General features: G+C 63.6%; 19 protein-coding genes, 1 tRNA gene and 1 pseudogene. 11 read left to right on the top strand and 10 right to left on the bottom strand.

All coding sequences use genetic code 11. The annotated features are described in order from the left end of the window. Positions 1 to 51: 51 nt before the first annotated feature. Together pgl and zwf are read right to left on the bottom strand one after the other, a co-directional pair. On the bottom strand, positions 52 to 768 hold the full coding sequence (pgl, locus tag CK220_RS29020; protein WP_095814805.1) for a 6-phosphogluconolactonase: 717 nt from the start codon (positions 766 to 768) through the stop codon (positions 52 to 54). Further along, positions 750 to 2,219: a glucose-6-phosphate dehydrogenase gene (gene zwf, locus CK220_RS29015; RefSeq protein WP_095814804.1), complete on the bottom strand. Its 1,470-nt coding sequence runs from the start codon at positions 2,217 to 2,219 to the stop codon at positions 750 to 752. Before zwf ends, pgl begins: the two co-directional genes overlap by 19 nt. A 265-nt stretch (positions 2,220 to 2,484) precedes the next feature. Between zwf and CK220_RS29010 the strand changes: the two genes are divergently transcribed. Continuing rightward, complete coding sequence (locus CK220_RS29010; protein ID WP_095814803.1) at positions 2,485 to 3,231, top strand: SDR family oxidoreductase; 747 nt, start codon at positions 2,485 to 2,487, stop codon at positions 3,229 to 3,231. A 41-nt stretch (positions 3,232 to 3,272) separates the two neighbouring features. On the opposite strand, the gene CK220_RS29005 is transcribed toward CK220_RS29010, so the two are convergent. From CK220_RS29005 to CK220_RS28990, 3 genes and pseudogenes are all read right to left on the bottom strand, one after another. Then, positions 3,273 to 4,175, bottom strand: a complete 903-nt coding sequence (locus CK220_RS29005) for an SH3 domain-containing protein (RefSeq protein WP_095814802.1) — start codon at positions 4,173 to 4,175, stop codon at positions 3,273 to 3,275. Between the two features lie 335 nt (positions 4,176 to 4,510). Next, positions 4,511 to 4,675, bottom strand: a pseudogene (locus CK220_RS32675) (four helix bundle protein); the annotation flags it as partial. A gap of 70 nt (positions 4,676 to 4,745) precedes the next feature. Then, positions 4,746 to 6,179, bottom strand: a complete 1,434-nt coding sequence (locus CK220_RS28990; RefSeq protein ID WP_095814823.1) for a glutamine synthetase family protein — start codon at positions 6,177 to 6,179, stop codon at positions 4,746 to 4,748. Between the two features lie 183 nt (positions 6,180 to 6,362). On the opposite strand from CK220_RS28990, the gene CK220_RS28985 reads away from it, so the two are divergent. Beyond that, complete coding sequence (locus tag CK220_RS28985) at positions 6,363 to 7,076, top strand: HAD family hydrolase (RefSeq protein WP_095814800.1); 714 nt, start codon at positions 6,363 to 6,365, stop codon at positions 7,074 to 7,076. Between the two features lie 14 nt (positions 7,077 to 7,090). Here the strand turns inward: CK220_RS28985 and CK220_RS28980 are convergent, their stop codons facing one another. The 3 genes from CK220_RS28980 to aceA all read right to left on the bottom strand — a co-directional run bounded on the left by CK220_RS28980 (position 7,091) and on the right by aceA (position 9,355). Continuing rightward, on the bottom strand, positions 7,091 to 7,507 hold the full coding sequence (locus CK220_RS28980; protein WP_176479246.1) for a response regulator transcription factor: 417 nt from the start codon (positions 7,505 to 7,507) through the stop codon (positions 7,091 to 7,093). A gap of 262 nt (positions 7,508 to 7,769) precedes the next feature. Continuing rightward, positions 7,770 to 8,012 (bottom strand): hypothetical protein, encoded by a 243-nt coding sequence (locus CK220_RS28975; RefSeq protein WP_066989302.1) that lies wholly within the window; start codon positions 8,010 to 8,012, stop codon positions 7,770 to 7,772. A 53-nt stretch (positions 8,013 to 8,065) separates the two neighbouring features. Next, positions 8,066 to 9,355, bottom strand: a complete 1,290-nt coding sequence (gene aceA / locus CK220_RS28970) for an isocitrate lyase (protein WP_095814798.1) — start codon at positions 9,353 to 9,355, stop codon at positions 8,066 to 8,068. Positions 9,356 to 9,603: 248 nt separating this feature from the next. Between aceA and CK220_RS28965 the strand changes: the two genes are divergently transcribed. The 6 genes from CK220_RS28965 (at position 9,604) to CK220_RS28940 (ending at position 16,716) form a co-directional block, all read left to right on the top strand. Then, on the top strand, positions 9,604 to 11,052 hold the full coding sequence (locus CK220_RS28965) for an XRE family transcriptional regulator (protein ID WP_095814797.1): 1,449 nt from the start codon (positions 9,604 to 9,606) through the stop codon (positions 11,050 to 11,052). A gap of 164 nt (positions 11,053 to 11,216) precedes the next feature. Continuing rightward, the gene (locus CK220_RS28960) at positions 11,217 to 12,167 is read left to right on the top strand and encodes a DMT family transporter (RefSeq protein ID WP_095814822.1); all 951 of its coding nucleotides are present in this window, start codon (positions 11,217 to 11,219) and stop codon (positions 12,165 to 12,167) included. Between the two features lie 340 nt (positions 12,168 to 12,507). Continuing rightward, positions 12,508 to 13,605, top strand: coding sequence for a polyamine ABC transporter substrate-binding protein (locus CK220_RS28955; protein ID WP_095814796.1), 1,098 nt, complete (start codon positions 12,508 to 12,510; stop codon positions 13,603 to 13,605). Positions 13,606 to 13,783: 178 nt separating this feature from the next. Continuing rightward, positions 13,784 to 14,923 carry an ABC transporter ATP-binding protein gene (locus tag CK220_RS28950; protein WP_095814795.1) on the top strand — a complete coding sequence of 380 codons (1,140 nt, stop codon included), beginning with the start codon at positions 13,784 to 13,786 and terminating at the stop codon, positions 14,921 to 14,923. 12 nt (positions 14,924 to 14,935) lie between these two features. Beyond that, complete coding sequence (locus CK220_RS28945) at positions 14,936 to 15,901, top strand: ABC transporter permease subunit (RefSeq protein ID WP_095814794.1); 966 nt, start codon at positions 14,936 to 14,938, stop codon at positions 15,899 to 15,901. Next, positions 15,898 to 16,716, top strand: a complete 819-nt coding sequence (locus CK220_RS28940; protein ID WP_095814793.1) for an ABC transporter permease subunit — start codon at positions 15,898 to 15,900, stop codon at positions 16,714 to 16,716. The genes CK220_RS28945 and CK220_RS28940 overlap by 4 nt, the downstream gene beginning before the upstream one ends. 32 nt (positions 16,717 to 16,748) lie before the next feature. Here the strand turns inward: CK220_RS28940 and CK220_RS28935 are convergent, their stop codons facing one another. Beyond that, positions 16,749 to 18,641, bottom strand: coding sequence for an AsmA family protein (locus tag CK220_RS28935; protein WP_095814792.1), 1,893 nt, complete (start codon positions 18,639 to 18,641; stop codon positions 16,749 to 16,751). 261 nt (positions 18,642 to 18,902) lie between these two features. Between CK220_RS28935 and CK220_RS28930 the strand changes: the two genes are divergently transcribed. Then, complete coding sequence (locus CK220_RS28930) at positions 18,903 to 20,861, top strand: acetoacetate--CoA ligase (protein ID WP_095814791.1); 1,959 nt, start codon at positions 18,903 to 18,905, stop codon at positions 20,859 to 20,861. A 255-nt stretch (positions 20,862 to 21,116) separates the two neighbouring features. Here the strand turns inward: CK220_RS28930 and CK220_RS28925 are convergent, their stop codons facing one another. After that, a complete protein-coding gene (locus CK220_RS28925) occupies positions 21,117 to 25,043 on the bottom strand; it encodes a PAS domain S-box protein (protein WP_095814790.1) in 3,927 nt (1,308 codons plus the stop codon). A 245-nt stretch (positions 25,044 to 25,288) separates the two neighbouring features. On the opposite strand from CK220_RS28925, the gene CK220_RS28920 reads away from it, so the two are divergent. Beyond that, entirely contained in the window at positions 25,289 to 25,750 is a 462-nt protein-coding gene (locus CK220_RS28920; protein ID WP_095814789.1) for a phasin, read from the top strand. A gap of 358 nt (positions 25,751 to 26,108) precedes the next feature. Beyond that, a tRNA-His gene (locus CK220_RS28915) sits at positions 26,109 to 26,185 on the top strand. Positions 26,186 to 26,245 lie beyond the last annotated feature (60 nt).

Below are 26,245 nucleotides of genomic sequence, written 5' to 3'. Positions count from 1 at the left end.
GCACCCCGGAAAACGTCCTCCCACATCTCCGGGGCTGTTCCTTTGATAAAATCAGGGTGCCCAGAACACCTCTACCGGTATCGGCGCCGCCTCGAGCACCTTGCGGATGGGCTTGTTCACGTCCGCTCCCATCGCACCGTCGAAGGCAATGCGCTTGTCCTCTCCCTCGATGTGGAGCCCGATGAAGCCGGCGGCAACGATCCGCGCCATCGACAGCGTCAGCCGCGGTTCGCCGGCGCTTTGCGCATGCACCGGCAGCACGATCCGCCGCGTGGACGGGTCGAGCAACTCCGAAAGGCTGCCGGCATCGGGGAAGAAGGAGGCCGTGTGACCGTCGGCACCCATGCCAAGCACCACCACATCCAGCGGCCACGGCAATGATTGCAGGGCCTCGCTGTCCGACGCGGCTGCGTCCTCGATGGTCGCCGCCTCATGGTAGAGCGGCACGAAGCGCGCTGCGGCTGCCTTGTTCTGGAGCAGGTTGGCCGCCACCAGCCCGGCATTCGAGCGCGGCGAGGAGGGCGGCACGAAACGTTCGTCGACCAGCGTCACCGTGACCTTGTCCCAGGCGATCGGGATTAAAGAAAGCGCGGCGAAGAATTTTGCCGGCGTCGTGCCGCCGGATACGGCGAGCAGCGCCGTGCCGCGCTCGGTGATCGCCTTGGTCAGCCGGGCGGCGACGTGGCCGGCAAGGGCCGCCGCCAGCTGCTGGCGGTCGGCAAAGCCGTTCCAGGCGTAAGCGGCCCCGCTCAATTGCTCTCGTGCCATGTCCGTCCGTCACGTTCGATGAGCGCGATGGAGGCCGACGGACCCCAGGTGCCGGCCGTATAGCCCTGCGCTTCCTGCCTGGCGCTTTCCCAGGCGTTCTGGATCGGATCGATCCACTTCCAGGCCGCCTCGACCTCGTCGCGACGCATGAACAGCGTCTGGTTGCCGCGCACCACATCCATAATCAGCCGCTCGTAGGCGTCCGGCGCGCGGCTGTGGAAGGATTGCGCGAAGCTCATGTCGAGAGAGATCTGGCGCAGCCGCATGCCGCCCGGCCCCGGATCCTTGATCATGATGTACTGCTTGACGCCTTCGTCCGGCTGCAGCCTGATCACCAGCTGGTTGGCGAAGATCGGCCCGGCGCTGTCGCCGAAGATGGAATAGGGGATCGGCTTGAATTCGATGACGATTTCCGAAACGCGGGTCGCCAGCCGCTTGCCGGTCCTGAGATAGAAAGGAACGCCGGCCCAGCGCCAGTTGCCGATCTCGGCTTTGAGGGCGACGAAGGTCTCGGTGTTGCTGTCCTTGCCGAGCTCCTCGACATAACCCTTGACCGGCCCGCCGGCGGAGGCGCCGGCGCGATACTGCCCGCGCACAGTGTGTTTCGGCGCCTCGTTGCCGTTGATGCGCTTCAGCGCCCGCAGCACCTTCAGCTTCTCGTCGCGCACGGCGTCCGCGTCCATCGACGAAGGTGTCTCCATCGCTACCAGGCAAAGCAGCTGCAGGATGTGGTTCTGTACCATGTCGCGAAGCGCGCCGGCTTTGTCGTAGTAGGTGACGCGGTCTTCGAGACCCACGGTCTCGGCCACGGTGATCTGCACATGATCGATATGGGCGGAGTTCCACAGCGGCTCATAAAGCGCGTTGGCAAAGCGCAGCGCCATCAGGTTCTGCACCGTTTCCTTGCCGAGATAGTGATCGATGCGGAAGATCTGGCTTTCTTGGAAATCGTCACCCACGGCGTCGTTGAGCGCCCGCGCCGAGGCGAGGTCGCGGCCGATCGGCTTCTCCAGCACGATGCGCGAGTTCGGGGTGATCAGCTTGTGTTCCTTGAGCTGGTGCGAGATGTCGCCGAACAGCGCCGGCGCCACCGCCAGGTAGAAGGCGCGGATGCGCTCGCTGTCGCCGATCGCCTTCTTGAGCTTGTCGAACCCGGCGCCCGTCGTCGCGTCCGCCGAGACGTAGGAAAGCCTGGCTAGGAAGCTCTCCAGCTCCTTGTCGTCGATATCGGCCGGCTTCACATGCCGGGATATCGCCTGCTTGGCGAAGGCCTGGAACTCGGCATCGGTCATCTTTGCGCGCGAGGTGCCAATGATGCGCGTCGGTTCGGAGAATTGATGGCCGCACTGGCGGTAATAGAGCGATGGCAGGAGCTTGCGTTCCGACAGGTCGCCGGTGCCGCCGAAGATGATGAAGTCGAATGGATCGACGGGGATGATCTGGCTGGTCATGGTCAGTCCGGTTTGATGCCGCTAGCCGGTAGCGGGGCTGATATATTCTAATCGATTTAAATCGTCCAGTGCCATGGTGTCACATCCAGGACCAATCGCTGGACAGTCGATTGGGCCCATATGTGGCCTTGACACTGGCGCTACCGGCAGGCTTGTCGGCGAGCAACGGCTTTCCGGAAGCGTTCGCGCCTGCAACATAGAACCTGAATGTGACGAAAGCTAAGGGAGAATGGCGAAAGCCGGCCCTTCAATGATGGGGAAAACCATGCGTCTGCAAAATAAGGTTGCCATCATAACCGGCGCGGCGTCGGGCTTCGGCGAGGGCATGGCGAAGCGCTTCGCCGAGGAAGGCGCGCGCGTCGTGGTTGCCGACCTCAACGCCAAGGGCGCCGCGCGCGTGGCGAAGGAAATCGGCGACAACGCGATCTGGACCCAGACCGACGTCTCGCAGCGCTCCGAATTCGACGAGATGGTTTACGCCGCCAAAAGCGCCTTCGGCCGCGTCGACGTCATGGTCAACAATGCCGGCTACACCCATCGCAACGGCGATATGCTCGGCGTCGACGAGCAAACCTTCGACCTGATCACCGCTGTCAACATGAAGGCGATCTATCATGCCGCGCTTGCCGTGGTGCCGATCATGGACCGGCAGGGCGGCGGCGTCATACTGACCACGGCTTCGACAGCCGGCATCAGGCCGCGGCCGGGCCTCACCTGGTACAACGCCTCCAAGGGATGGGCGATCACCGCCACCAAGTCGATGGCGGTCGAACTCGCCCCGAAGAGCATCCGCGTCAATTGCCTCTGCCCGGTCGCCGGCGAGACCGGCATGCTGGAGAAGTTCATGGGCGCCGACACGCCGGAGATCCGTGAAAAATTCCGCGCCTCTATCCCGCTCGGCCGGCTGTCGACGCCGCTCGACATCGCCAACGCGGCGCTCTGGCTGGCTTCGGACGAGGCGGCCTTCATCACCGGCGTGGCGCTGGAGGTCGACGGCGGGCGCTGCATCTGAACCGACGTCGCGGCGGCTGCAGGCCGCCAACGGCGTCCAGATCAGGCGCCGGTCTTTACGAAGCTCTTGTAGATCCAGCCGCGTTTGCCGTTATAGACGATCTCGCACCACTTTTTGCAGCTCATCACCTGCACAGCTGACTTGGCAGGCACAGTGACGATCGCGGCGGCGCCGTTCTTCGGGCCGGAACGCATGGTGACAGCCCTCAGGACGCGTCCATTGGTGCCAGTGCTGGCGTTTTCAGGCTTCGGCTCGTCCTGGGCCGCATCCTCGGGTGCCGCCGGCTGAGCCTCGGCAACCTGGGGCTTCGCGTCCGGGATGGCGGCGGTCTGGGCCGCATCCATTTTGTCCTCAGGCTTTTTTGCGTCTGCCGATCGGGCCGCCGCCGCCGCAGGCGACGCGACCTCAGCCAGGGCGGCCGAAGCATCGTTTCCGGACACGGATTCGGCGAAGGCGGCAACGGCCGGTTTGTCGTTCTGCGTCGCCGGCTTCTCCGCGGCCTGAGCGGATGAGGCCGGCGGAGCATCCGCCGCGGGCGCAGGCTCACCAACCGTGGCGTTCCAGCGCGGATTGTTGGAAGCCAGTGCCGGAATGGCAGCTTCTCGGGCTGCAGTCATGGACGAAACCGCATCGGCCTTGCGCGCGGCTTGCGGCGCGGCGGCGACACTGACAGCGCTCGCCGCGGCCGGGGCGATTTTCTTCGTCTTGACCGGGATCGCGGGGACGGTCTGCTCCGTTTTCGCGATCGCCTGCCGCTCATTGGCCGGCAAGGCCAGCCAAAGCGCCACCGCCGCCACGCCAAGCAGCGCCGCGGTGCCGACGGCCGCGATCACCAGATGCGCGTTCGATTGCAGGCCCTGCCAGAACGAGGGCCGCATGTCATAGCCGAACCGCACAGCAAAGTGCCGTCGTTCCGGCGCACCGAAACTGAAGGGCTCGTTCACCTAAACCACCTCCAACAACCGGGCCGACGTTCTTTCGATCTTGCCGCAAACCGTTCGCGGCTGATCGGCATCGGTCCCGAAATTTCCAGCGGGCAAGCCCGCGCAAATCCCCGTCTTATCGCCCAGAACCGGCATCTTTTACCGCCGATTATGGCATCAGTGCGCCTTTTTGCGAAATTTTGCGCGTTTGTTAAGGATTCTGCAACGTGCCGTTGGGGAAGCTGACCTGTCGAATTAACAGCTTCTGCACATGTTCCGGCTTCAGATCCTGTCGCAGCGCGAACCAGTTGAGCGCGCTTCAGTGACCCTTGGGCGATGCCAAGAAATTGATGCTAGGAGCCTCGGATTTCTCTGCCATAGCCTTCCGCAATGTTTGAGGGCACCGAGCTTGCGGCGCGACGCACCTGGCTGGTCTATCCATAAAGCTCTTCCTTTGGCCAGGATTTCGTCGCGGCATAAACCGCCACTGCAAGATCCATCGGTTGCTGCCAGACGACCAAGTCTTTGTACGACGCTTTTTTCGACGATTACCCCCCGCCGAGCGGTGCCCTACTCCCCTACTGCCTTTCCTTACACATTCAGCAACAGATACTCCCGCTCCCACGGGCTGATCACTTCCATAAAGGTCTCGAACTCGGCGCGTTTGATGGCCGCATAAGTGGCCGCGAAGGATCTGCCGACAATGGCGCCAAGCTCCTTGTCGGCTTCGAAGAGGTCCACGGCCTCGAGCAAGCTGCGCGGCAGGTCGATTTCGTCCTCGTTGGCGGTCGTCAGCACCGGCGGCTCGGCCTTGACCTTGTTGTTCATGCCGATTAGCCCGCAGGCAAGCGAGGCGGCCAGTGCCAGATAGGGATTGGCGTCCGAGGACGGAATCCGGTTTTCGACGCGCCGCGCCGCGGGATCGGAACGCGGCACGCGGAAAGCCGTCGTGCGGTTGTCGTAGCCCCATTTGTTGTTGACCGGCGCCGACGCAGCCTGCGTGAGCCGACGATAGGAATTGACGTAAGGCGCAAGCATCACCAGCGCGTTCGGCACGTGTTTCTGCATGCCGCCGATGAAATGGAAGAACGCATCCGTCTCGGCGCCGTCCTCGGCCGAGAAGATGTTTTTGCCCGTCTTCTTGTCGACCACCGACTGGTGGATATGCATGGCCGAGCCAGGCTGCCCCTGGATGGGCTTGGCCATGAAGGTTGCGTAGATCTCATGCTTCAGCGCCGCCTCGCGGATTGTGCGCTTGAACATGAACACCTGGTCGGCAAGCTCGATCGGATTGCCGTGGCGCAGGTTGATCTCGAGCTGGCCGGCGCCCTCCTCGTGGATCAGCGTATCGATCTCCAGGCCTTGCCGCTCCGAGAAATGGTAGATGTCGTCGATCAGTTCGTCGAACTCGTTGACGCCGGCGATCGAATAGCCGGCGCCGCCGCCGATCGGCCGCCCGGAGCGCCCGACGGGTGGCGTCAGCGGGTAGTCCGGATCGGGATTCTTGCGCACCAGATAGAATTCGATCTCGGGCGCCACCACCGGCCTCAGCCCGCGGTCGTCATAGGCGGCCAGCACGCGCTTGAGCACGTTGCGCGGCGTGAATTCGACGGAGCGGCCATCCTGGTGGACGAGGTCGCAGATCACCGCGGCGGTCGGATCTTCCTCCCAGGGCACGACGGTCAGTGTCGAGAGATCGGGCAAGAGCTTCAGGTCGCCGTCGTCCTCCGGATAGTGGAAGCCGTTGCCGTCTTCCGGATAGCCGCCGGATATCGTCGTCATGAACACCGCCGAGGGCAGCGCCAGCGATGTGTTGGAGGTGAATTTCTTCGACGGCATCATCTTGCCGCGGGCGACGCCGGCCTGGTCCGGCGTGATGCACTCGATGTCCTCGATGCCGCGCCATTCCAGCCAGGCGCTGGCTTCCTTCCAGTTCTTCACACCGCGTTCGTTTTTCAAGAAGGCAGGCGTGCGGGCGCGTCCCCCCCGGCTCGACGGACGGACTTCCTTTTTTTCAGGCGGCATCATTCACCAGATTGTGTTGCGGATTTCAAAGTATAGCCGGGCGCCGTGGCGGAAGGAAAGGGGAGGCGCCCGAGTCGCCACAGGCAAGCCGAGACGCGGCCCATGGAACCGGCGTGTCGGTCTCTTCTTGCTGGCGGCGCAGCGCGACAGGGTCTAGATGAGCCTGTAAGCAAAGGGTCGCACATGTCCGCTCCACGTTTGACCACCATCGGGTTCGATGCCGACGACACGCTATGGCAGAACGAGCAGTTCTTCCGCATGACCGAGAAGCGTTTTGCTGCTTTGCTGGCCGAGCATGGCGACCATGAGCATATCGCGGCAAGGCTGCTCGAAGCGGAAAGGCGCAACCTCGCCCTCTATGGCTTCGGCATCAAGGGCTTTACCCTGTCGATGATCGAGACGGCCGTCGCGATCACAAACGGCGAGGTGCCCGGTTCGGTCATCGGCGAAATCCTGGCTGCCGGCCGCGAGATGCTCAGCCACCCGATCGAGCCGCTGCCGCATGCCCGCGAGACGGTCGAAAAGCTGGCTGGCTCCTACCATCTGGTGCTGATCACCAAGGGCGACCTCTTCGATCAGGAGCGCAAGCTCGCGCAATCGGGAATGGGTGATCTCTTCGATGCCGTCGAGATCGTCAGCGACAAGAGCGCCGCAACCTATGCCCGCATCTTCAGCCGCCATGGCGACGGCCCGCAGAACAGCATGATGGTTGGCAACTCGCTCAAGTCCGACGTGGTTCCCGCCATCGAGGCCGGTGGCTGGGGCATCCATGTGCCGCACGAATTGACTTGGGCGGTCGAACACGCCGAGGCGCCTGTCGAGGCGCCGCGTTTTCGTGAGATCGCAGATCTCGGCGAGTTGCCGGCATTGGTCCAGGCAATAGCGAGGCCCGGCTAAGCGGTCACGTCTGCTTAGCCGCGGCCGACCAGGCGATCGATTACTGGTTGCAGCCTTTCAGGCGTGATCGGCTTGGCGACCACCGCGTCAACCACACTTGATAGACCGAGGCTGTCCGGCGTGCCATTCCTGGTTGAAAGCAGGATCACGGCGGGCCGCGCCTTGCCGGAAGCGCGCCGCAGCGCGTCGATGCCGGACAGCAGCCTGTCGCAATCCCTGTCGTCGGGTCCGCCGTCGAGTATGATTGCGCCGGGAACCAGGGCGGCCAAAGCTTTTTCGGCCGCCTCCGGTGGCTCCGAAATCGGCTTCAGCCCGGACTTTTCCACGATCTTCGATACGACGACCCGGTTGATCGATGATTTGCCGACCACCAGCACCTTGGAGAAATCCGCCGGCAGCCGGGCCGCCGCGCCGCGGTCCGCCGGTTTCATTGGTTTTTCAGAGTCGTCACGATTGGCGGGACACATGTCTGGCGGAGGCTCTGGTTCAATGCTGGGTTGAAACCTTGAGCGCGCAATTGGCGCGAGATCGCCGACGGTGTCAAGCAGAAATAGTGGAAAATGATAATATAGCAAGAATTGCTAAAATCCGGCGCAAGTTCTCCCCGCCGCCTCAGTCGCAATTCGAAAAAACGAAAGTCTCCCGGAGCGTATAGTGCACGGGAGACACTCGCGAGTGATTGTTGACGCTACGTCAGCCTTGGTTCTGGTGAGTGACGATCACTGGGATCAAAAGATCACCCCAGTTGCCGTCTCCGCCATGGTGCCTGGCCGAGCGCACCAGCTCGACGGACACACCTGCTTCGACCGCCTTCATCACAGACTGGTTGAGCCTGTGCAGGTCGTTGGCAAGCATGCGGATCGTCGCCTGCTGATCGACGCTCATCGCGCTCGACTGTTCTTCGGCCCTTTCCTTGACGCGGCTTATCGATGCCATTGCTGTTCTCCTCCGACGTTAGTGCCCTTCGGGCGTTTCCTCTGGTGTTGTCATTACTCGGCCGCCGGCCTGAACTGGGCGTGCTCGGTCGATTCATGCATGGCGGTGGTCGACGACTGGCCGCCGGAGATCGCCATCGACACGGCATCGAAATAGCCGGTGCCGACTTCGCGCTGATGCTTGGTCGCGGTATAGCCGTGGACCTCCGCCGCGAACTCCGCCTCTTGCAGCTCCGAATAAGCCGCCATCTGGCGGTCCTTGTAGCCGCGGGCCAGTTCGAACATGCCGAAGTTCAGCTGGTGGAACCCCGCCAGCGTGATGAACTGGAATTTGTAGCCCATGGCGCCGAGTTCCTTCTGGAACTTCGCGATGGTCGCGTCGTCCAGGTTCTTCTTCCAATTGAACGATGGCGAGCAATTGTAGGCGAGCAGCTTGCCCGGGTGATGCTTGCGCACCCCTTCGGCGAACTTCCTTGCCTGCTGAAGATCCGGCTTCGAGGTTTCGCACCAGATCAGGTCCGCATGCGGCGCGTAGGCAACGGCGCGCGCGATGCAGGGCTCGATGCCGTTCCTGACATGGTAGAAGCCCTCGACCGTGCGGCCGGCGTCATAGTCGACGAAAGGCCGGTCGCGCTCGTCGATGTCGGAGGTGAGCAGCTTGGCGGCTTCCGCGTCGGTGCGCGCCACCACCAGCGTCGGCGTGCCCATCACGTCCGCTGCAAGCCGGGCCGCATTGAGGTTGCGGATATGCGCTGCGGTCGGGATCAGCACCTTGCCGCCGAGATGGCCGCACTTCTTCTCCGACGCCAGCTGGTCCTCATAGTGGACCCCAGCGGCACCGGCCTCGATGAAGGCCTTCATGATCTCGAACGCGTTGAGCGGCCCGCCAAAGCCGGCTTCGGCGTCGGCGACGATCGGCGCGAACCAGGTCTCGACCGAAAGACCCTTGCCTTCGGATGTTTCTATCTGGTCGGCGCGCTGCAGTGTGCGGTTGATGCGCTTGACCAGCTCCGGCGCCGCATTGGCCGGATAAAGCGACTGGTCCGGATACATGGCCGACGCGGTGTTGGCGTCGGCCGCCACCTGCCAGCCTGACAGATAGATCGCCTTCAAGCCCGCCCTGACCTGCTGCATGGCCTGGTTGCCGGACATGGCGCCGAGCGCATTGACGAAATCTTCCTCGTGGATGAGCTTCCACAGCCTGCTCGCGCCCATCTCGGCAAGCGTGTGCCGAATCTGGACCGAGCCGCGCAGCCGCTTCACGTCCTCCGGCGAGTAGAGCCGTTCGATGTCGTCGAAACGACCTTCCGGCGCGGACGGGACGAGGTTGTAAAAATCGGTCATCGATTGCTCCAGGTCAGTCTTGCTTGTTTAGATGGCGCGTTTGAGGGACGTATCTCTGCGCCTTTCACGTGTTACAGTGTTTACATTGCGACGCAAAAATCGCCAGAAAAACCGGAGCTTGCCAGCTAAAATACGGGAAAACCGGTGTTGCGTTTGACAGGTCGGCGCTGTAAATTTGTCATGATTGTAAAAAGCTGGATGAGCCCGCGAGGGCGCGCCATGATGTAAACTCTTGTCAAGGTAGCCGATTGGCCGAGCAGAAGATCTTCGCCGGGCCGCGCATCCGCCGGCTTCGCAACGCCAAGGGCCTGACCCAGACGGCGATGGCCGAAGGCCTGGGCATCTCGCCGTCCTACCTCAATCTCATCGAGCGCAACCAGCGGCCGCTGACGGTGCAGCTGATCCTCAAGCTGGCGTCGGTCTACAAGGTCGACCCGCACGAATTGCAGGGCGAGACCAAAGGATCGATCGCGGCGCTGAAGGAAGTGTTCGGCGATCCGCTGCTGGCCGGCGAACTGCCGGGCGACCAGGAACTGATCGACCTTGCCGAGATCGCGCCGAACGCTTCCGCCGCGATGGTGAAACTGTTTCGCGCCTATCGCGAGCAGGCCGATCGGCTGTCGGATCTCAATGAACTCCTGGCACGGGAGGGCAGGGCGACCGCATTGTCCGGCACGCGCCTGCCTGTCGACGAAGTGCACGAGACTTTCGAGCGCCGGCCGAACCATTTCGCCGCGCTGGAGGAGGAAGCCGAGGCCTTCATTTCGCTGCTCGATCCGGGCGACGACCTGTTCGGCGCGCTGAAGGCGTGGCTAAGGCGCGAGCACGGCATCGTGGTCAAGGTGCTGCCGGTGGCCACCATGCCGAACTGGCGCAGGCGCTACGATCGCCATTCGCAACGCCTGTTCCTGTCAGAGCGGCTCTCCCCCTTCGATCAGTTGCGCGAAGTCGCCATGGAGGCGAGCCTGATGCGCATGACGGTGGCCGTGGCGAGCGAGATCCAGACGTTGAAGCTCGGCACGGACGAAGCGCGCCGCTTAGCCCGTTTCGAGCTCGGCCGCTATGCGGCGCACGCGCTGATGATGCCCTATCACGCCTTTCATGCAGCGGCCGTCCGCGCCCGCTACGACATCGACGTCTTGCGTTCGCGCTTCGGCGTCTCCTTCGAGCAGGCGGCAAACCGCTTGACCATGCTGCAGCGGCCGAGCGCCTCCGGCGTGCCGTTCTTCATGCTGGAGGTCGACAATGCCGGCAACCGCTTCCGCAAGGCGGGCAGCTTGGGCTATCCGCAAAGCCGTTTCGGCGGCGCCTGTCCGAAGCTTCCTGTCCATGCGGCCTTTTCGCAGCCGGGCCGGATCCTGGTCGAGGCGGTGGAAATGCCGGACGGCGCCGAGTTCCTCTGCATAGCCCGCACGCTCGAAGGGCCGCAAGGCGCCTTCTCCGAGCGGCCGCGGCGCACGGCGCTTCTGCTCGGCTGCGACATCGGCTTTCGCGACGAGATCGTCTACAGCGCGGCGCTGCCCGGACCGTCCGCCGGCAAGCCCGCGCAGAGCACGGCATTCGCAACGCCGGTCGGCCCGGCCTGCAGGCTCTGCGAGCGCGTCGGCTGCTTGGCGCGCGCCGAGCCGCCGGTGACCCGGCCGCTCGGCCTCGACGAGATGGTGACGGGTCTCAGCGCCTTCGATTTCCAGGGATAGCACACCCCCGCCGAGCCGCAGCGGTTCGGCGGGCGTAAGCTGGCTTTGTCCTACATTTCAGAGGATGCTGGATCACGCCTGGCTGCATTTGCGCTACGCGAATGGATATAGTCTGGTCGTCCGTGGTGGATCGTGCCGCCCGCAAATCGCTGACAGTCTCGCCCATGACCGATAACGCCTCGTCTCGCGTTGCCTTGGCTGCCGTCTCGCCGCGCGAGGAGCGGATCGGCATGCTGCTGGTCTTCCTGTCGGCGCTGATGTGGAGTTTTGGCGGCGCCATCGCTCGCTTCATCCATGTCGGCGACAGCTGGACCGTGGTGTTCTGGCGCTCGCTCTGGGCGGTGGCCTTCCTCGTCGCCTTCATGCTCTGGCGCGACGGCTGGCGCGGCACCTGGAGATTGTTCCGCGACATGGGCCTGCCTGGGCTGGGCGTCGCTCTCTGCTTCGCCACCGCCTCCACGAGCTTCATCGTCGCGCTGGCCTATACGACGGTCGCCAACATCTTGTTGATGCAGGCCGGTGTCCCGCTTCTGGCGGCGCTGCTTGCCTGGGTGCTGTTTCGCGAACGCGTGAGCCCGGGGACCTGGGTCGCCATTGCCGCCGTCATCACCGGCGTCGCCATTATGGTCTCGGAATCGCTTGAGGGCGCCGTCTCGCCGATCGGCGATGGCCTGGCGCTGCTGATTGCGGTGATGCTTTCGTGCGCGACCGTGATCACCCGGCGCTTCGCGCATGTGCGCATGGTGCCGGCCACTTGCCTCGGCGCATTGCTTGCCGGTGCTTTTGCTGCTTCCCAGGCCTCGGAATTCATCGTCTCCGGGCGCGACATGGGCTTTCTCTTTGCCTTCGGCGTCATCAATCTCGGGGTCGGTCTTGCTTTTTTCGCCATGGGCGCCCGGCTGGTGCCCGCGGCCGTCGCGGCGCTGCTCGGCACTTTCGAGCCGATCCTCGGTCCGATCTGGGTGTGGCTTGTCCATTCCGAGGTGCCATCGGTGCGCACCATCATCGGCGGCGCGGTCGTGATGACGGCGTTGCTCATTCATATCGCATTTGAGTTCAAGCGGCAGACCCGGCCCGAGCGGCCGGGCATCACCGGGCTGCCGTCTCCCAATTGAAGCTCGAGAGTCTTCCCCATTGACAACTCCGCTGCCGGCCGGGCAGGCTGCAATTACGGCAACAACAAGACAGGCGTATCTTGCCAAGTGACTCCGCCGGCCTCATCGAGGCCGGACCGCATCGGTACATCTCTACTTACGCCGCGGCCAACGCCGCTGAGGCCACCCGAACAGCTTCCTGGAAAGGAGGCAAGGGCCACACCCGCCACTCAACGTTCCGCCGCAACGCCAGGCGCGCGCGCCTGTCGCTCCCCGGAAAGCTCAATAGTCTGAAACAAACGCCGTCCCGCGCCCATGTCGCGACGAGCCGGCACGGGAACACTCACCAAAGGAGAATATCATGATCCGCAAAGCGCTTTTGCTTTCGGCGACTTCGGCCTTTCTGACGCTCTTCGCCGCGAGCGGCCATGCCGACGACCGCGTCGTCAACGTCTATAACTGGTCGGATTATATCGACAGCTCGATCATCGAGGACTTCACCAAGAAGACCGGCATCAAGGTCGTCTACGACACCTTCGATTCCAACGAGATCCTGGAGACGAAGCTGCTGGCCGGCGGCAGCGGCTATGATGTCGTGGTTCCCAGCGCCAATTTCCTGGCGCGCCAGATCCAGGCCGGCGTCTTCCAGAAACTCGACAAGTCCAAGCTGCCGAACATCTCCAACATGTGGGATGTCATTTCGGAGCGCACCGCCAAGTATGATCCGGGCAACGAGTATTCGGTCAACTACATGTGGGGCACGGTCGGCCTCGGCTACAACGTCAAGAAGGTACAGGCGGCACTCGGCACCGACAAGATCGACAGCTGGGACGTGTTCTTCAATCCGGAGAGCCTTGCCAAGCTCAAGGATTGCGGCGTCTATGTGCTGGATTCACCCTCCGACATCATTCCGGCCACATTGAAACATCTCGGCCTCGATCCAAACAGCACCTCGCCCGACGATATCGCCAAGGCCGAGGAAGCCCTGCTCAAGGTCCGGCCCTATATTCGCAAGTTCCATTCGTCGGAATACATCAATGCGCTGGCAAACGGCGACATCTGCCTGGCGATCGGCTGGTCGGGCGATGTGTTCCAGGCGCGCAGCCGCGCCGAGGAGGCCAAGCAGGGCGTCGAGATCGGCTATTCGGTGCCCAAGGAAGGCGCCCAGATGTGGTTCGATCAGATGGCGATCCCCGCCGACGCGCCGCATGTCGCGGAAGCGCATGAGTTCATCAACTACATGATGACGCCGGAAGTCATCGCCAAATCCTCGAATTATGTGCTCTACGCAAACGGCAACAAGGCCTCGCAGCAGTTCGTCGACAAGGCCCTGCTGGAAGACATCTCGGTCTATCCTGACGAGGAGACGACCAAGAAGCTTTACACCGTCCAGCCGTACGATCCCAAGACACAGCGCATCATCACGCGCACCTGGACCAAGATCGTCACCGGCCAATAGGCATCGAGACGCGACCCCGGCAGCCAGATGCCGGGGTCGCTTTTCTTGGAAGCAATTCCAGGAAAAGTGTGGGACGGTTTTCCGTCCGGAATTGCGTCAAAAACAAAAAGCTAAGCGGTTCGGCGTTTCCTCGAAACGATGAACCGTTCCAGCGGAACGAACAGATCCGGAGTGGGACATGAAATCGCTTGGCAGCATCCGCAGGGACTTCGCGCCTTGGAATGATCCAAGCGCCAAGCCGTATATCCAGTTCGACAAGGTGACCAAGAAGTTTGGCGACTTCACCGCCGTCAACAATCTGTCGCTGACCATCTTCGAACGTGAGTTCTTCGCCCTGCTCGGCGCCTCGGGCTGCGGCAAGTCGACCCTGCTCAGGATGCTCGCCGGCTTCGAGGAGCCGACGGCTGGCCGCATTCTGCTCGACGGCCAGGACCTGCGTGGCATTCCGCCCTACAAGCGGCCGGTGAACATGATGTTCCAGTCCTACGCGCTGTTTCCGCATATGACGGTGGAAAAGAACATCGCCTTCGGCCTCAAGCAGGAAGGCATGCCCGCTCCCGATATCGAAAAGCGCGTCGCCGAGATGCTGAGGCTGGTCAAGCTCGAGCAGTTCGCCAAGCGCAAGCCGCACCAGCTTTCCGGCGGTCAGCGCCAGCGTGTGGCGCTTGCCCGCTCGGTCGCCAAGCGGCCGAAGGTGCTTCTTTTGGACGAGCCGCTGGGCGCGCTCGACAAGAAGCTGCGCGAGGAGACGCAGTTCGAGCTGATGGACCTGCAGCAGGAACTCGGCCTTACCTTCGTCGTCGTCACCCACGACCAGGAGGAAGCCATGACCATGGCCGACCGCATCGCCATCATGGACAAGGGCGAGGTGATGCAGGTGGCGACGCCGGCCGAAATCTACGAGGCCCCGACGTCGCGCTTCGTCGCGCATTTCGTCGGCAATGTGAACATGTTCGAGGGCAAGGTTGCCGAGCGGGCAGCGAATACGACGCGCATCACCGGCGCGACCGGTGCGCAGATCGTCGTCGAGAATGCCGCCGATACCGCCAAGGGCGCCGACATCGTCTTCGCGATCCGGCCGGAGAAGATCAAGGTGTCGTCGAGGAAGCCGGCCGACGCCGTCAATGCGCTTGAAGGCGAAGTCTATGACGTTGCGTATCTTGGCGACATGACCGTCTACCACATCAAGCTCGACGACGGACAGATGGTGCGGGCAAGCGCGTTGAACGCTGCCCGCGTCAGCGAGGACCCGCTGACTTGGAACGACCGCGCCTGGGTTTCCTTCCGGCCAGACGCCGGCGTCGTGCTGACAAGGTAATAGGGGCGGGCCATGACCAACATCGCCGCCGCCGCTTGCTCATCGGCCGAAACCGCCGCTCAGTTGCCGACCAGGCTGGCTAAGGGTTTCGTCGACCGCCTCGTTATCATCATTCCCTATCTCTGGCTGCTGTTCTTCTTCCTTGTCCCGTTCATCATCGTCTTCAAGATCTCACTGTCGCAGACGGCGATCTCGATGCCGCCCTACACCCCCGTGCTCGATTTCGGCGACGGCATTTCCGGATTGTTCGCAGGTTTCCGCGAGCTCAACTTCGACAACTACACCTGGCTGACCCAGGACGCGCTTTACTTCAACGCCTATGTGACCAGCCTGATCATCGCGGGCATCTCGACGGTGCTGACGCTGATCGTCGGCTATCCGATCGCCTATGGCATGGCGCGCGCGCCGGCGACGATCCGGCCGACCTTGCTGATGCTGGTGATCCTGCCGTTCTGGACCTCGTTCCTGATCCGCGTCTATGCCTGGATCGGCATCCTGAAACCCGAAGGGCTGCTCAACCAAGTCCTGCTCGCCACTGGCCTGATCAGCCAGCCGCTGGTCATCCTCAACACCTACACCGCGATCTTCATCGGCATCGTCTATTCCTATCTGCCCTTCATGGTGCTGCCACTTTATTCGTCGCTGGAGAAGATGGACTATTCATTGATCGAGGCGGCGCAGGATCTCGGCTGCCCGCCGATCGGCGCCTTTTGGAAGATCACCTTCCCGCTGTCGCTGCCGGGCGTGATTGCCGGCTGCCTGCTGGTCTTCATCCCGGCGGTCGGCGAGTTCGTCATCCCGGACCTTCTCGGTGGCTCGCAGACGCTGATGATCGGCAAGACGCTGTGGAACGAATTCTTCGCCAACCGCGACTGGCCGGTCTCCTCGGCGGTGGCGGTCATCTTGCTCCTGGTGCTGACCGTCCCGATCATGTTCTTCCAGCAGGCTCAAGCGAAAGCCCAGGAGCAAGGCAAATGAACGCCACCTGGAGCCGCTTCAACATCAGCTCGATCGTGCTCGGCTTTGCCTTTCTCTACCTGCCGATCGTGCTGCTCATCGTCTTCTCCTTCAACGAATCGAAGCTCGTCACCGTCTGGGGCGGCTTCTCGACCAAATGGTACGTGTCGCTGTTCCACAACCAGGGCCTGATGGACGCCACCTGGGTGACGGCGCGCGTCGGCGTCATCTCGGCGACCGTTGCGACCGTGCTCGGCACGCTGGCGGCGATCACCTTGACCCGCTACACACGCTTCAAGGGGCGAGTGCTGTTTTCCGGCATGGTCTTTGCGCCGCTGGTCATGCCGGAGGTCATCACCGGCCTGTCGCTGCTCTTGCTGTTCGTGGCCATCGGGCTCGATCGCGGCTTCTTCACCGTCACGCTCGCCCACATCACCTTCACCATGTGCTTCGTGGCCGTCGTCGTGCAGTCGCGCCTGGTCTCCTTCGACCGCTCGCTGGAGGAAGCCGCCATGGACCTCGGCGCGCCGCCGGTGAAGACTTTCTTCCAGATCACCTTGCCTGTCATCCTGCCGGCGATCATCTCCGGCTGGATGCTGGCCTTCACGCTCTCGCTCGACGATCTGGTCATCGCCTCCTTCACCTCCGGCCCGGGCGCCACGACGCTGCCGATGAAGATCTACAGCCAGGTGCGCCTCGGCGTGACGCCGGAAATCAATGCCGCCTGCACCATCCTGATCGCCGTCGTTGCGATCGGCGTCATCATTGCCTCGATCGCCAACAAGCGCCGCGAGGTCCAGCGCCAGCGCGACGAGCAGGCGGCGCAGCGCGGATAGGGAACAAAGGGCGGGGCGAACTGCGTCTTGTTCTATTGCCCTGACACGCCGCGGCTGATCGGCGAGATGAACGGTGTGCTCCAGTTGCCGCCGACGAAGAACAACGACTGCTTTGGGGCCTGCGGCGCCTGCACCGCTGGCTGACCGGCGGTAGCCGGTTGCTGGGCCGGCTGTTGCTGCGCAGGTTGTCCGTTCGGGATGATGCCGCCCGACAGCGCCAGCCCGCGCCCGGTATAGGAAGCGATGCCCGAAAGCCAGATCTTGTACTTCTGTGCATTGACCTCGGCCTTGTCCAGCCGCGCCACACCCTTCGAGATGCTCGCCTTGATCTCGGCGCCGTCGATCGGCAGCGAGCCGTCGGCGACGTCGTCGAGGGCGAAGAATCCGCCCTGTTCGTTGCGCTTGAGAAAGGCAGCCAGGTTGAGGCCGTTGAGCGAGCCCGGCCCGAGCGTCGCCGAGAAAGACCCGTCTGCGTTCTCGAAGATCGAGTCCCAAGCCTTGCCCGGCCCCTTGAGGATGACCGAGACGGTCCCTGTTCCGGCCGGCACCAGCCGCGTCATCCCCGCCGCGGTGGCGAAGGCGCCGGTGTCGACGTCCGATGCCAAAAGCCGCAACTCGACCTGAGTGCCATCAGGCTTGCGGTCGAAACGCAGGCTGCTTTGGATGTTGCCGTTGAAGGCGGACGCATCGGAAATGTCGAAGACGGCAAGCCCGTTCTTGACCTGCGCGGTCGCGGCGACATCGGCAAGCTGTATCGGGCCGGCCGTGGCGTGCGCCGCCGACAGCCTGAGATCGAGGTTGATCTTGTCGGCGAAGCCGGTGTCGAACTCGCCGGGGCCTGCTTGGCCGGCGGGAGCGATCGGCGTGAAAGCGGAAAGGAACGATCGAAGATCGAGCGTGTCGAACGCAAGCGTGCCGGAAATGACGGGCAGGGCCTCGCTGAACGAAAAGTCCAGCGCTCCCATGCCGGGGTTGTTGTCCAGCGCCACCGTCGTGTTTTCGAATTTCGCCCGCCCCGCCGAGGCCGCCACCTTGCTCGCGACAGAGACCGAGCCGATCGCAGCACCAGGCGCCATCCCGGCCTGCGACCATTCAAGCAGGCGTCGCAGCGAAGGGGCGGTGAATTTTGCCTGGCCGTCCAGATAGGCGTTGTCCGACATCGAGGCGACGCCATCGAAAGAGAGGGTGGCGGGCGCCGCCTTGAAGGCGAGCGTGACGGGCGCGACCCCTCCGGCAAACAGCACCAGCGGCTTCGCCGAGGAAAAATCGACCTGGACGCTCTCGCCGCGCCATATCCCGGTTGCCGTGAGCGTGGCGTCGCTGTTCATCGCCGCCCAGTTCACCTGGCCGCTGAGGCTGCTCAGGATCTCGGTATCCTTGCCGCCAACCGAGGTCACGACGCGGCCGTCACGGAACTCGACGATGCCGAACGGATCGGAAGGCAGTCTGCCGAGGTCGGGCTTCTGCGGGTTCGCGGTGACCACGCTGCGCGCGGTGTCGATCGAGCGCGTGATGCGGCCGCCGGTCGGCAGCGGTGGCAGATAGAGGCCGCTCGGCTTGCGCTCCACCCTGATGGTCGGCCGCACCAGCCTTGCCGTCGAGAATTGGACGTCGCCCTGCACGGCGGCCATGGCCGAGAGATCGACTTCGACGCGCTCGGCTTCGATCACCGGCGGCGCGTCGGTCTCCGCCCATTGCGACAGCGTTACATCGCTGAGGATTGCCCGGAACTTAGGCCACACCTCGATGCGCGGCGAGCCGTCGATCGTCACGCGAAAACCGCTCCAGGCGCTCAATTCCCAAGCGATGCGGTCGCGTACGATGCGGGTCGAGGCAATCAGCGGCAAGGCGGCGACGGCGAGCGCGATGACCAGCACCGCAACGCCGATCACCCATACCCCGCGCCGGATCAAAGATGATCGCATCTCGCCCCGTTAGTTCCATTGCCGACAAATCGCCCGACGGGTGTAGCCGAGCGCTGACGCTTTTCAAGTCTTTATGGCCCTCCGATGGCGTTTGCGCCGTATCCTTGCCGACCATTTCAACAAAATCTTGCTCTGCTGCGCTGCGGTATGCATAAGCGATAAACCCGTCCGGCCCGCCAACGCCACGCCGGTTTTGGGACAACGGCGCAGGCGACATCAGGCTTAATTGCCGCAATCGCGACGCGCTTTGGGAGGAACGATATGGCCGCCGACACCCCCTTGTGGACGCCGACGCAGGACCGGATCGCCTCTGCGCCCCTGAGCGCCTTCATGAAAGCTGCGGCTGCGAAGTCTGGCCAGGCTTTCTCCAGCTATGCCGAGCTCCACCGCTGGTCGATCGACGACCGCGAGGGGTTCTGGGACCTCGTCTGGGACTTTTGCGGACTTGTCGGCGACAAGGGCGAGCGGCCTCTGGTCGATGGCGAGAAGATGCCTGGCGCCGCCTTCTTTCCCGACGCGAAACTCAATTTCACCGAGAACCTTCTGAAGAAAACCGGCGGCAGCCTGGCTATCGTCTTCCGCGGCGAAGACAAGGTCGAGCGCCGGCTGTCCTGGAACGAGCTCCATGCGCTCACCTCGCGCCTGCAGCAGCTCTTCCTGTCGCTTGGCGTTAGAGAGGGCGACCGCATCGCCGCCATGATGCCGAACATGCCCGAGACGGTCGCTGCCATGCTGGCGGCCGCCTCGATCGGCGCGGTCTGGTCTTCCTGCTCACCGGATTTCGGCGAGCAGGGCGTGCTCGACCGTTTCGGCCAGATCGAGCCGGTCGTCTTCATCGCGCCCGACGGCTATTGGTACAACGGCAAGGCCATCGAGGTCGCCGACAAGGTCCGCGCGGTGGCCGAGAAGCTTGAAACCGTGCGCAAGGTGCTGATCGTCGATTATCTCGGCACGTCCACCGATGTCGCCGCTACCATCGACAACGCCGAGGCGCTGGAAGTAGCGCTTTCGCCCTTTGCCGCCAAGCCGCTCGCCTTCGAGCGGCTGCCTTTTTCACACCCGCTCTACATTCTGTTCTCCTCCGGCACGACCGGAATCCCGAAATGCATCGTGCACTCGGCCGGCGGCACGCTGATCCAGCACGTCAAGGAACAGCGGCTGCATGCCGGCCTGCTCGACGGCGACCGCTTTTTCTACTTCACCACCTGCGGCTGGATGATGTGGAACTGGCTGGTCTCGGGCCTCGCCTCGGGCGCCACGCTTCTGCTTTACGACGGTTCGCCGTTCTATCCAGACGGCAATGCGCTGTTCGATTTCGCCGATGCGGAGAAGATGACCTATTTCGGCACCTCGGCGAAATTCATCGATTCCGTACGCAAGGCAGGGCTGAAGCCGATCGACAGCCACGACCTTGCAACCGTTCGGACCATCTCTTCCACCGGCTCGCCGCTGTCGCCGGAGGATTTCCGCTTCGTCTATGACGGCATTAAGAAGGACGTGCATCTCGCCTCGATATCCGGCGGCACCGACATCGTTTCCTGCTTCGTTCTGGGCGTCCCGACCGAGCCGGTCTGGACCGGCGAAATCCAGGGGCCGGGCCTCGGCCTGGCCGTGGACGTGTGGGACGACAACGGCAAGCCGATCCGGCAGGAGAAGGGCGAACTCGTCTGCACCAAGGCATTCCCATCGATGCCGATCGGCTTCTGGAACGATCCGGATGGCAAGAAGTACCACGCGGCCTATTTCGAGCGCTTCGACAACATCTGGTGCCATGGCGACTTCGCCGAATGGACGGCGCACGGCGGCATGATCATTCATGGCCGCTCCGACGCTACGCTCAATCCCGGCGGAGTGAGGATAGGCACGGCCGAGATCTACAACCAGGTCGAGCAGATGCCCGAGATCCTGGAAGCGCTCTGCATCGGCCAGGATTTCGACAACGACGTGCGCGTCGTGCTATTCGTGCGGCTGGCCGCCGGCGTTTCGCTCGACGAGGATCTGGAGAAACGCATCCGCGCCAGAATCCGCTCGGGCGCCAGCCCCCGCCATGTGCCGGCCAAGATCGTTGCCGTCACCGACATCCCGCGAACCAAGTCGGGCAAGATCACCGAGCTTGCCGTGCGCGACGTGGTCCATGGTCGCGCCATTAAGAACAAGGAAGCGCTCGCCAATCCCGAGGCGCTGGAGCTGTTCAGGAACCTGCCGCAGCTCGCGGACTAGGTCTCCCTGGCATGGTTAAGGAATAGTGTCGGCCCAATTTACCTAGATTTCACGAGTGGTACACATTCGTAAATTTTTTTGGCTCCCGGTAAGGACTTGTTAAGGGACGGCGCCGATAGTCGCGTGTAACTTGAGGGAGAAATCCCGTTCCTCGTCCCCTGAGGTTCAGCTCAAGCCCCGTTGTGACAGCATCCCATTTCTCAAGGCGTCCACCAGGACGCCTTTTTCTTTGGCCGAACCTTCTCCTGCAGATCGTTATTCGGCCAGCACGCGCGTCGATGGGAAGGCGACCTCGACCAGCGTGCCTTCGCCAGGTGTCGAGGTGATAGTGAAGCGGGCACGGTTGGCCTCCACCATCGCCTTGGTCAGAGGCAGCCCGAGGCCGGTGCCGTCGCCGCGGCCGCGTTTGAGCGCATTGATCTGCTTGAACGGCTTCAGTGCCTGCTCGATCTCGGCCGGCGTCATGCCGATGCCGGTATCGCGCACGCGCATGACGACGTCCCCGGAGGTCTCGTAGGCGGTGGACACGATCACCTGGCCGCCGGCCTGGGTATAGCGGATGGCGTTCGACAGGATGTTCAACGCAATCTGGCGCACACTCCTCAAATCCGCCACCACTTCCGGCAGCCGTGAGGCGAAGCTCGAGCGGATGATGACGCGCTCGCGGTTGGCCTGCGGCTGCATCATCGCCACCGTTTCCGCCAGCGTGTCGTTGAGCGACACCGCCTCATAGGCCATCTCCTGCTGGCCGGCCTCGATCTTGGATATGTCGAGCAAGTCGTTGACGAGGTCGAGCACGTGGTTGCCCGAACGGTTGATGTCGCGCAGATAGTCGCGGTAGCGGTCGTTGGCGACCGGGCCGAACTTCTCGTCCACCATCAGTTCGGAAAAGCCGATGATGGCGTTGAGCGGCGTACGGATCTCATGGCTGATGCGAGCGAGGAAATCCGTCTTTTGCGAGGAGGCGCGCTCGGCCACGGCGCGCGCCTGGGTGAGGTCTTCCTCGGCCCGCTTCCACTGCGTGATGTCGCGCACGACGGCGCAGAAGCCGCTGTCGTTGGGCAGCCTGCCGATGGTCATGAACAGCGGGATGAAGCGCCCCTGTGCCTCGCGGCCGATCACCTCGCGCCCGTCGTTCAACAAGCTCGCCACGCCAGGTTCGGAAAGGCCGACGAGATAGTCACGCGCCGCGCGCTGGCTCTCGATGGCGAACAGCGAGGCAAAGGGCTTGCCGGCGATCTCGTCGCTGTCGAAGCCGAACAGGGCTTCGGCCGGGCGGCTGATCGAGCGGATGTTGCCGTCGCGGCCGATCAGCACCACGCCGTCCGTGGCGGTGTCGATGATGGTGCGCATTTCGGCGATGCGCGACTTCAACTCGGAGACGTCCGGCTGCTGGCTCGGCTCGTCATTCGCCGCGCTGAGATGCGAGGAGGGCGCCTCGTCCTCGCCCGAGCGACGCACCACCAGCATCAGCGCCTTGCCGCCGCGCCACGGCACGGAGCGCAGGAGCGCATCGATCGGGAATTCCTGGCCCTGGCGGGTCGTGAGCTTCAGCGAACGATCGCTTTCGTCGGTCTCGCCATCATCTGCGTAATGGTCGGCGAACAGCGCGCCGAGCCCGCCGGCATCGGCGAGGTCTTCCAGCGCGTCGTAGCCGGTGAGTTCGAGGAACGCCCCATTGGCATAGTGCAGCACGTCGCCGGAATGGATGAGCAGCGGCACCGGCAGCCTGGCGAGGATGGACGTATCGGGAGCCCTGCCTCCATCCCCGGTGGAGAAAGCCGAGGGCACGAAGCCCTCGAGCTTGAGCGGCGGCACCGTCAGGCGCGGCCTTTCCGGCGGCGGCGCTTTCGCTTCGCCAGGCTGTTCAGCCGCGGGCAGGGCGCCGTCCCTGTCGGAACCGGCCCAGTCCTCGCTGTCTTCCGCGTCGCGAAAATCGTCGGCGGTCATACCGTCATCGTCGCCAGCGCCTGCCTCAGGGGCAGGCGCTTCGGCTGCCGGCCGCTCGGCCGTCGGTTCGGCCGCTCGGTCCGCCGCTGCGGTTTGGCGCGTGTCGGAACCTGCCGCTTCCTGCGCTTCGTCGGCAGCCTTCTCGCGCCCGGCATAGTTGAGCAGCGAGCCGGAGGCGGCGGGCGTTTCGTCTTCTCCAGCGGCTGCCTCGGGAACATCGATGCCGTCGAGTCGAGCCAGATCCTTCTGATCTTCCGCCTCGGTCTCCGCCTCGGCCGTATCAATGGCCTCGTTGTCTTCCGGCGTGGCCGGCTCAGGCGAGGTCGCGTCAATCGCGTTCAGATCGGAGTCGCCGGTCTTCCTCTCACCGGTCGTCGGTTGTTCGGCCGCAAGACCAGCCTTGTCGGCGGTTGCAGCCGCATCAGGTTGCTTTTGAGCGCCTGCGGTCGCGCCGCTTGGCGGCTCGGCCGGGCCGGAGCTGTCCTTCCGCAGCCGCTCGCCGATCTCGCGAAAGGCGCTGCGCTCGAGGATCGACAGACCTTTCTCACTCGCCGGCCTGTCATTTCCCGGCTGCCCTTCATTCCCCGGCTGCTTGTCGTTGGCCGGCTGCCTGTGCTCGGCCAGTCGGATCACCTTGTCGGCATAGCGGCGCTCCGGCTTGGGCACGATGGTCAGCGCCGGAACTTCGCCCAGGAACGGGTCGGCAGGTTTCGCCGGCTCGGCTGCGGGTTGCCCGGCAGCAGGCTTGGGTTCGGCCGGAGCGGCGCCATTGGGGACCAGCGCCATGCCGAGCGCTTCCGGGTCGACAACGGCGTCGGCGCTGCGCGCGACGCCGAAGCCGCGGAAACCTTCGAAGGCGCGGCTGCGGCCATAGACCGGCAGCGCCGCAAGATCGACGGGGATCTTCAGGTCCGTGCCCGCTACCGGCCACAGCACCGAGCGTCCCGACCAGGTATCGCGCCGCTCGAGCAGGGTGGCGATCTCGCCCGATGCGTCGAGGCCGAAAGTCGTGGCGACATCCCTGAAGCGGCGGCCGATGACATCCGCTGCCGGCTTGCCGACAATGTCGGCGAATTCCGGCGACAGCGCGCTGAACTTGCCTTCGGCGTCGGTGCGCCAGACGAAACGCAGCGGCGGCGCCGAACGGTCGATGTTGCGGGCAGCGGTCGGCTCGGCCGCCGCCGTTCCGGCGGTGTCCTGCCGGCTTCCGGCCGCGACCTCCGCCGGCCCGATCTTTGGCGGCCTCTCCGGCCCCTTCACATCGTCGCCGCCGGCGTTGAAATACCAATGGTCATGCTGCGCCGGGCCGGCATCGCCTGCCAGCGCAGCATCCGGCGCGTGGTCGGCCGTGGCCGCGGTCTTTTGCGTTGGCTGGGCGTCATCCGCGGCCGCCGCCGGGACCGTGTCTGCCTTTTCGCCCGTTGCCGCAGCCGGAGACTGGGTATTGTGCTCTCGGGCCGGCTCGGCTCTGACTGCGGTGTTTTTGTCTTCGGAGACGGCGGGCGCGCTTTCCAGCGCTGCCGACTTATCGTTCCGCCCGCCGTCGAGCTGGTCGTTCCGCCCGCCGTCGAGCTGGTCTTCGTCGATCACCACCAGGAGATGGCGCGCATCCGTCAACCGCGCAAAGCCGGCCGGGTAGGAGGTGCTTGCGCCGGGAACAAGCCGCTTGACGATGCGATCTTCAGCGCTTGCCACGTCCGTGACCAGGGCAGCGAGCGTCTCGGGCCTGATGCCGAGCGCGGCAAATCCCTCCGAAGCCGCCTCGACATGGCCTTTGGCATCGACGAAGGCGATGAAATGTCCGGCCTCGGTGAAGCCGCCAATGGCGCGGCTGGCGATTTCGGCGGCGCCGCGCGAGCCGGTCTGCGCCGCGGGCATCGCCAGCATGATCGCCTTTTCACCGTCCGGCATCGTCACCGCGCTGGCGAGCAAGCCGACGGCGCGGCTGACCATGCCGGTCGCCAGCCGGACGGTGGCGGCGCGGCCGCTGCCGATATCCGGAAAGCCGCTGGTCGCCATGATCTGCCGCCTGGCGATCAGCGGCAGCCGCGTGGAAGCGCCGATGATTGCCTCGATATCCGGATAGCCGAATACCGCAGCCCCTGGCCCGTTGGCCCAGATCACCTGCTCGAGATCGGCCGACAATATGGCGAGCGCGTCGCCGGCGGCGAAGCGCTGGCGCACCGCGTCGAGCACGGCGACGTCGAGGAAGGAGTAGTTTTCAGGCGGCATGCGCTGGCGGACCCCCGAGCGGGCTTTTTGAGTTAACGCTTTGTTAATAAAAGCGTACGGGACCAAGGTCCACAAGCCATGCCGTGTATCGGCCGAAATCTCTGGGCTCGTGGTTAATGGCAGCGCGATTTTTTATGGTGCAGTGCAACAAAGATATTGCAATGCACAAAATTTGCCTTTATATTGCCATCATACATGAACGAGACGGCTTTCTGTCAAAGCCGCTACCCTTGAAAGGTTGGAAAATGTCCAAGACTGGCAAGACCGCTGACACCATCGGGAACGTTGAATTCCCGAGCTTTGACGCTTCCAAGGCCACCGACCAGATCCGCGCCTTCGCCGAGAAGGGCGTCGAGCAGTCGAAAGAGGCCTATACCAAACTGAAGAATGGCGCCGAGGAGACCCAGAAGGTTCTGGAGTCGACCTACGAGACCGCCAAGACCGTTTCCGGCGATGTCTCGCTGAAGACCATCGCCATCCTTCGCGCCAATGCCGAGGCCAGCTTCTCCCATCTTGAAGCCCTGGTTGGCGCCAAGACGCTGTCGGAAGTCGTCGAGCTGCAGACCGCCTTCCTGCGCAAGCGCGCCGAGATGGCCGTCGAGCAGGCCAAGGACTTTCAGGCCGTCGCTTCCAAGGCTGTCGAGGACGTCTCGAAGCCGGTGAAGACCGCTTTCGAGAAGGCGTTCAAGGACATCAAGGCAGCCTGACATTCAGGCGCAACTCAACGATGCATCAAAACGTCGCATTTCATCAGACAAATAGATGTGCGATGAATTGATGAGACGAATACCCGGAGTGTGCAACCTCCTCCCTTTGCTCTCCGGGGTGACCAGCCAGCTCCTCCTCCCGCTGGCTCGTAACAGGAAAAGGCCGGCACCTCCTCCCGCCGGCCTTTTCTTTTGCCCAATCAAGACTGGGCGGGTTCGTTTACTGGGCGGATTCGTTCATCGGATTTTTGCCTAATCAAAGGCCTTGAATTAGACTCCGATAATCCGTATTGGACGCATCGCCGATGACGGAGCGGACGCGGAGAACGATTTCTCCTCGGCTTGCTCAGGCGGATGTGCCGTTGTAGCTCAGTTGGTTAGAGCACCAGATTGTGGATCTGGGGGTCGCTGGTTCGAGCCCAGCCAACGGTACCATTGCCTTCTCGCGTAAGCCACTGTTTTTTCAAAATAAATTGGTCAATTCAATTGAATGCC

Origin of the sequence: Mesorhizobium sp. WSM3860, from assembly GCF_002294995.1 — a bacterium.
Taxonomy (GTDB): Bacteria; Pseudomonadota; Alphaproteobacteria; order Rhizobiales; family Rhizobiaceae; genus Mesorhizobium.
The sequence above is the reverse complement of the archived record's forward strand: the minus strand, read 5'-3'. Positions and strand labels throughout refer to the sequence as shown.

What these genes read in the sequence shown, in the direction of transcription:
- zwf (WP_095814804.1), bottom strand. Translation starts at nt 2,219, where the DNA reads ATGACCAGCCAGATCATCCCCGTCGATCCATTCGACTTCATCATCTTC.
- aceA (WP_095814798.1), bottom strand. Translation starts at nt 9,355, where the DNA reads ATGACCGATTTTTACAACCTCGTCCCGTCCGCGCCGGAAGGTCGTTTC.
- pgl (WP_095814805.1), bottom strand. Translation starts at nt 768, where the DNA reads ATGGCACGAGAGCAATTGAGCGGGGCCGCTTACGCCTGGAACGGCTTT.
- CK220_RS28975 (WP_066989302.1), bottom strand. Translation starts at nt 8,012, where the DNA reads ATGGCATCGATAAGCCGCGTCAAGGAAAGGGCCGAAGAACAGTCGAGC.
- CK220_RS28990 (WP_095814823.1), bottom strand. Translation starts at nt 6,179, where the DNA reads ATGCCGCCTGAAAAAAAGGAAGTCCGTCCGTCGAGCCGGGGGGGACGC.
- CK220_RS28960 (WP_095814822.1), top strand. Translation starts at nt 11,217, where the DNA reads ATGACCGATAACGCCTCGTCTCGCGTTGCCTTGGCTGCCGTCTCGCCG.
- CK220_RS29010 (WP_095814803.1), top strand. Translation starts at nt 2,485, where the DNA reads ATGCGTCTGCAAAATAAGGTTGCCATCATAACCGGCGCGGCGTCGGGC.
- CK220_RS28920 (WP_095814789.1), top strand. Translation starts at nt 25,289, where the DNA reads ATGTCCAAGACTGGCAAGACCGCTGACACCATCGGGAACGTTGAATTC.
- CK220_RS28940 (WP_095814793.1), top strand. Translation starts at nt 15,898, where the DNA reads ATGAACGCCACCTGGAGCCGCTTCAACATCAGCTCGATCGTGCTCGGC.
- CK220_RS28950 (WP_095814795.1), top strand. Translation starts at nt 13,784, where the DNA reads ATGAAATCGCTTGGCAGCATCCGCAGGGACTTCGCGCCTTGGAATGAT.
- CK220_RS28930 (WP_095814791.1), top strand. Translation starts at nt 18,903, where the DNA reads ATGGCCGCCGACACCCCCTTGTGGACGCCGACGCAGGACCGGATCGCC.
- CK220_RS28985 (WP_095814800.1), top strand. Translation starts at nt 6,363, where the DNA reads ATGTCCGCTCCACGTTTGACCACCATCGGGTTCGATGCCGACGACACG.
- CK220_RS28955 (WP_095814796.1), top strand. Translation starts at nt 12,508, where the DNA reads ATGATCCGCAAAGCGCTTTTGCTTTCGGCGACTTCGGCCTTTCTGACG.
- CK220_RS28980 (WP_176479246.1), bottom strand. Translation starts at nt 7,507, where the DNA reads ATGAAACCGGCGGACCGCGGCGCGGCGGCCCGGCTGCCGGCGGATTTC.
- CK220_RS28935 (WP_095814792.1), bottom strand. Translation starts at nt 18,641, where the DNA reads ATGCGATCATCTTTGATCCGGCGCGGGGTATGGGTGATCGGCGTTGCG.
- CK220_RS28945 (WP_095814794.1), top strand. Translation starts at nt 14,936, where the DNA reads ATGACCAACATCGCCGCCGCCGCTTGCTCATCGGCCGAAACCGCCGCT.
- CK220_RS28925 (WP_095814790.1), bottom strand. Translation starts at nt 25,043, where the DNA reads ATGCCGCCTGAAAACTACTCCTTCCTCGACGTCGCCGTGCTCGACGCG.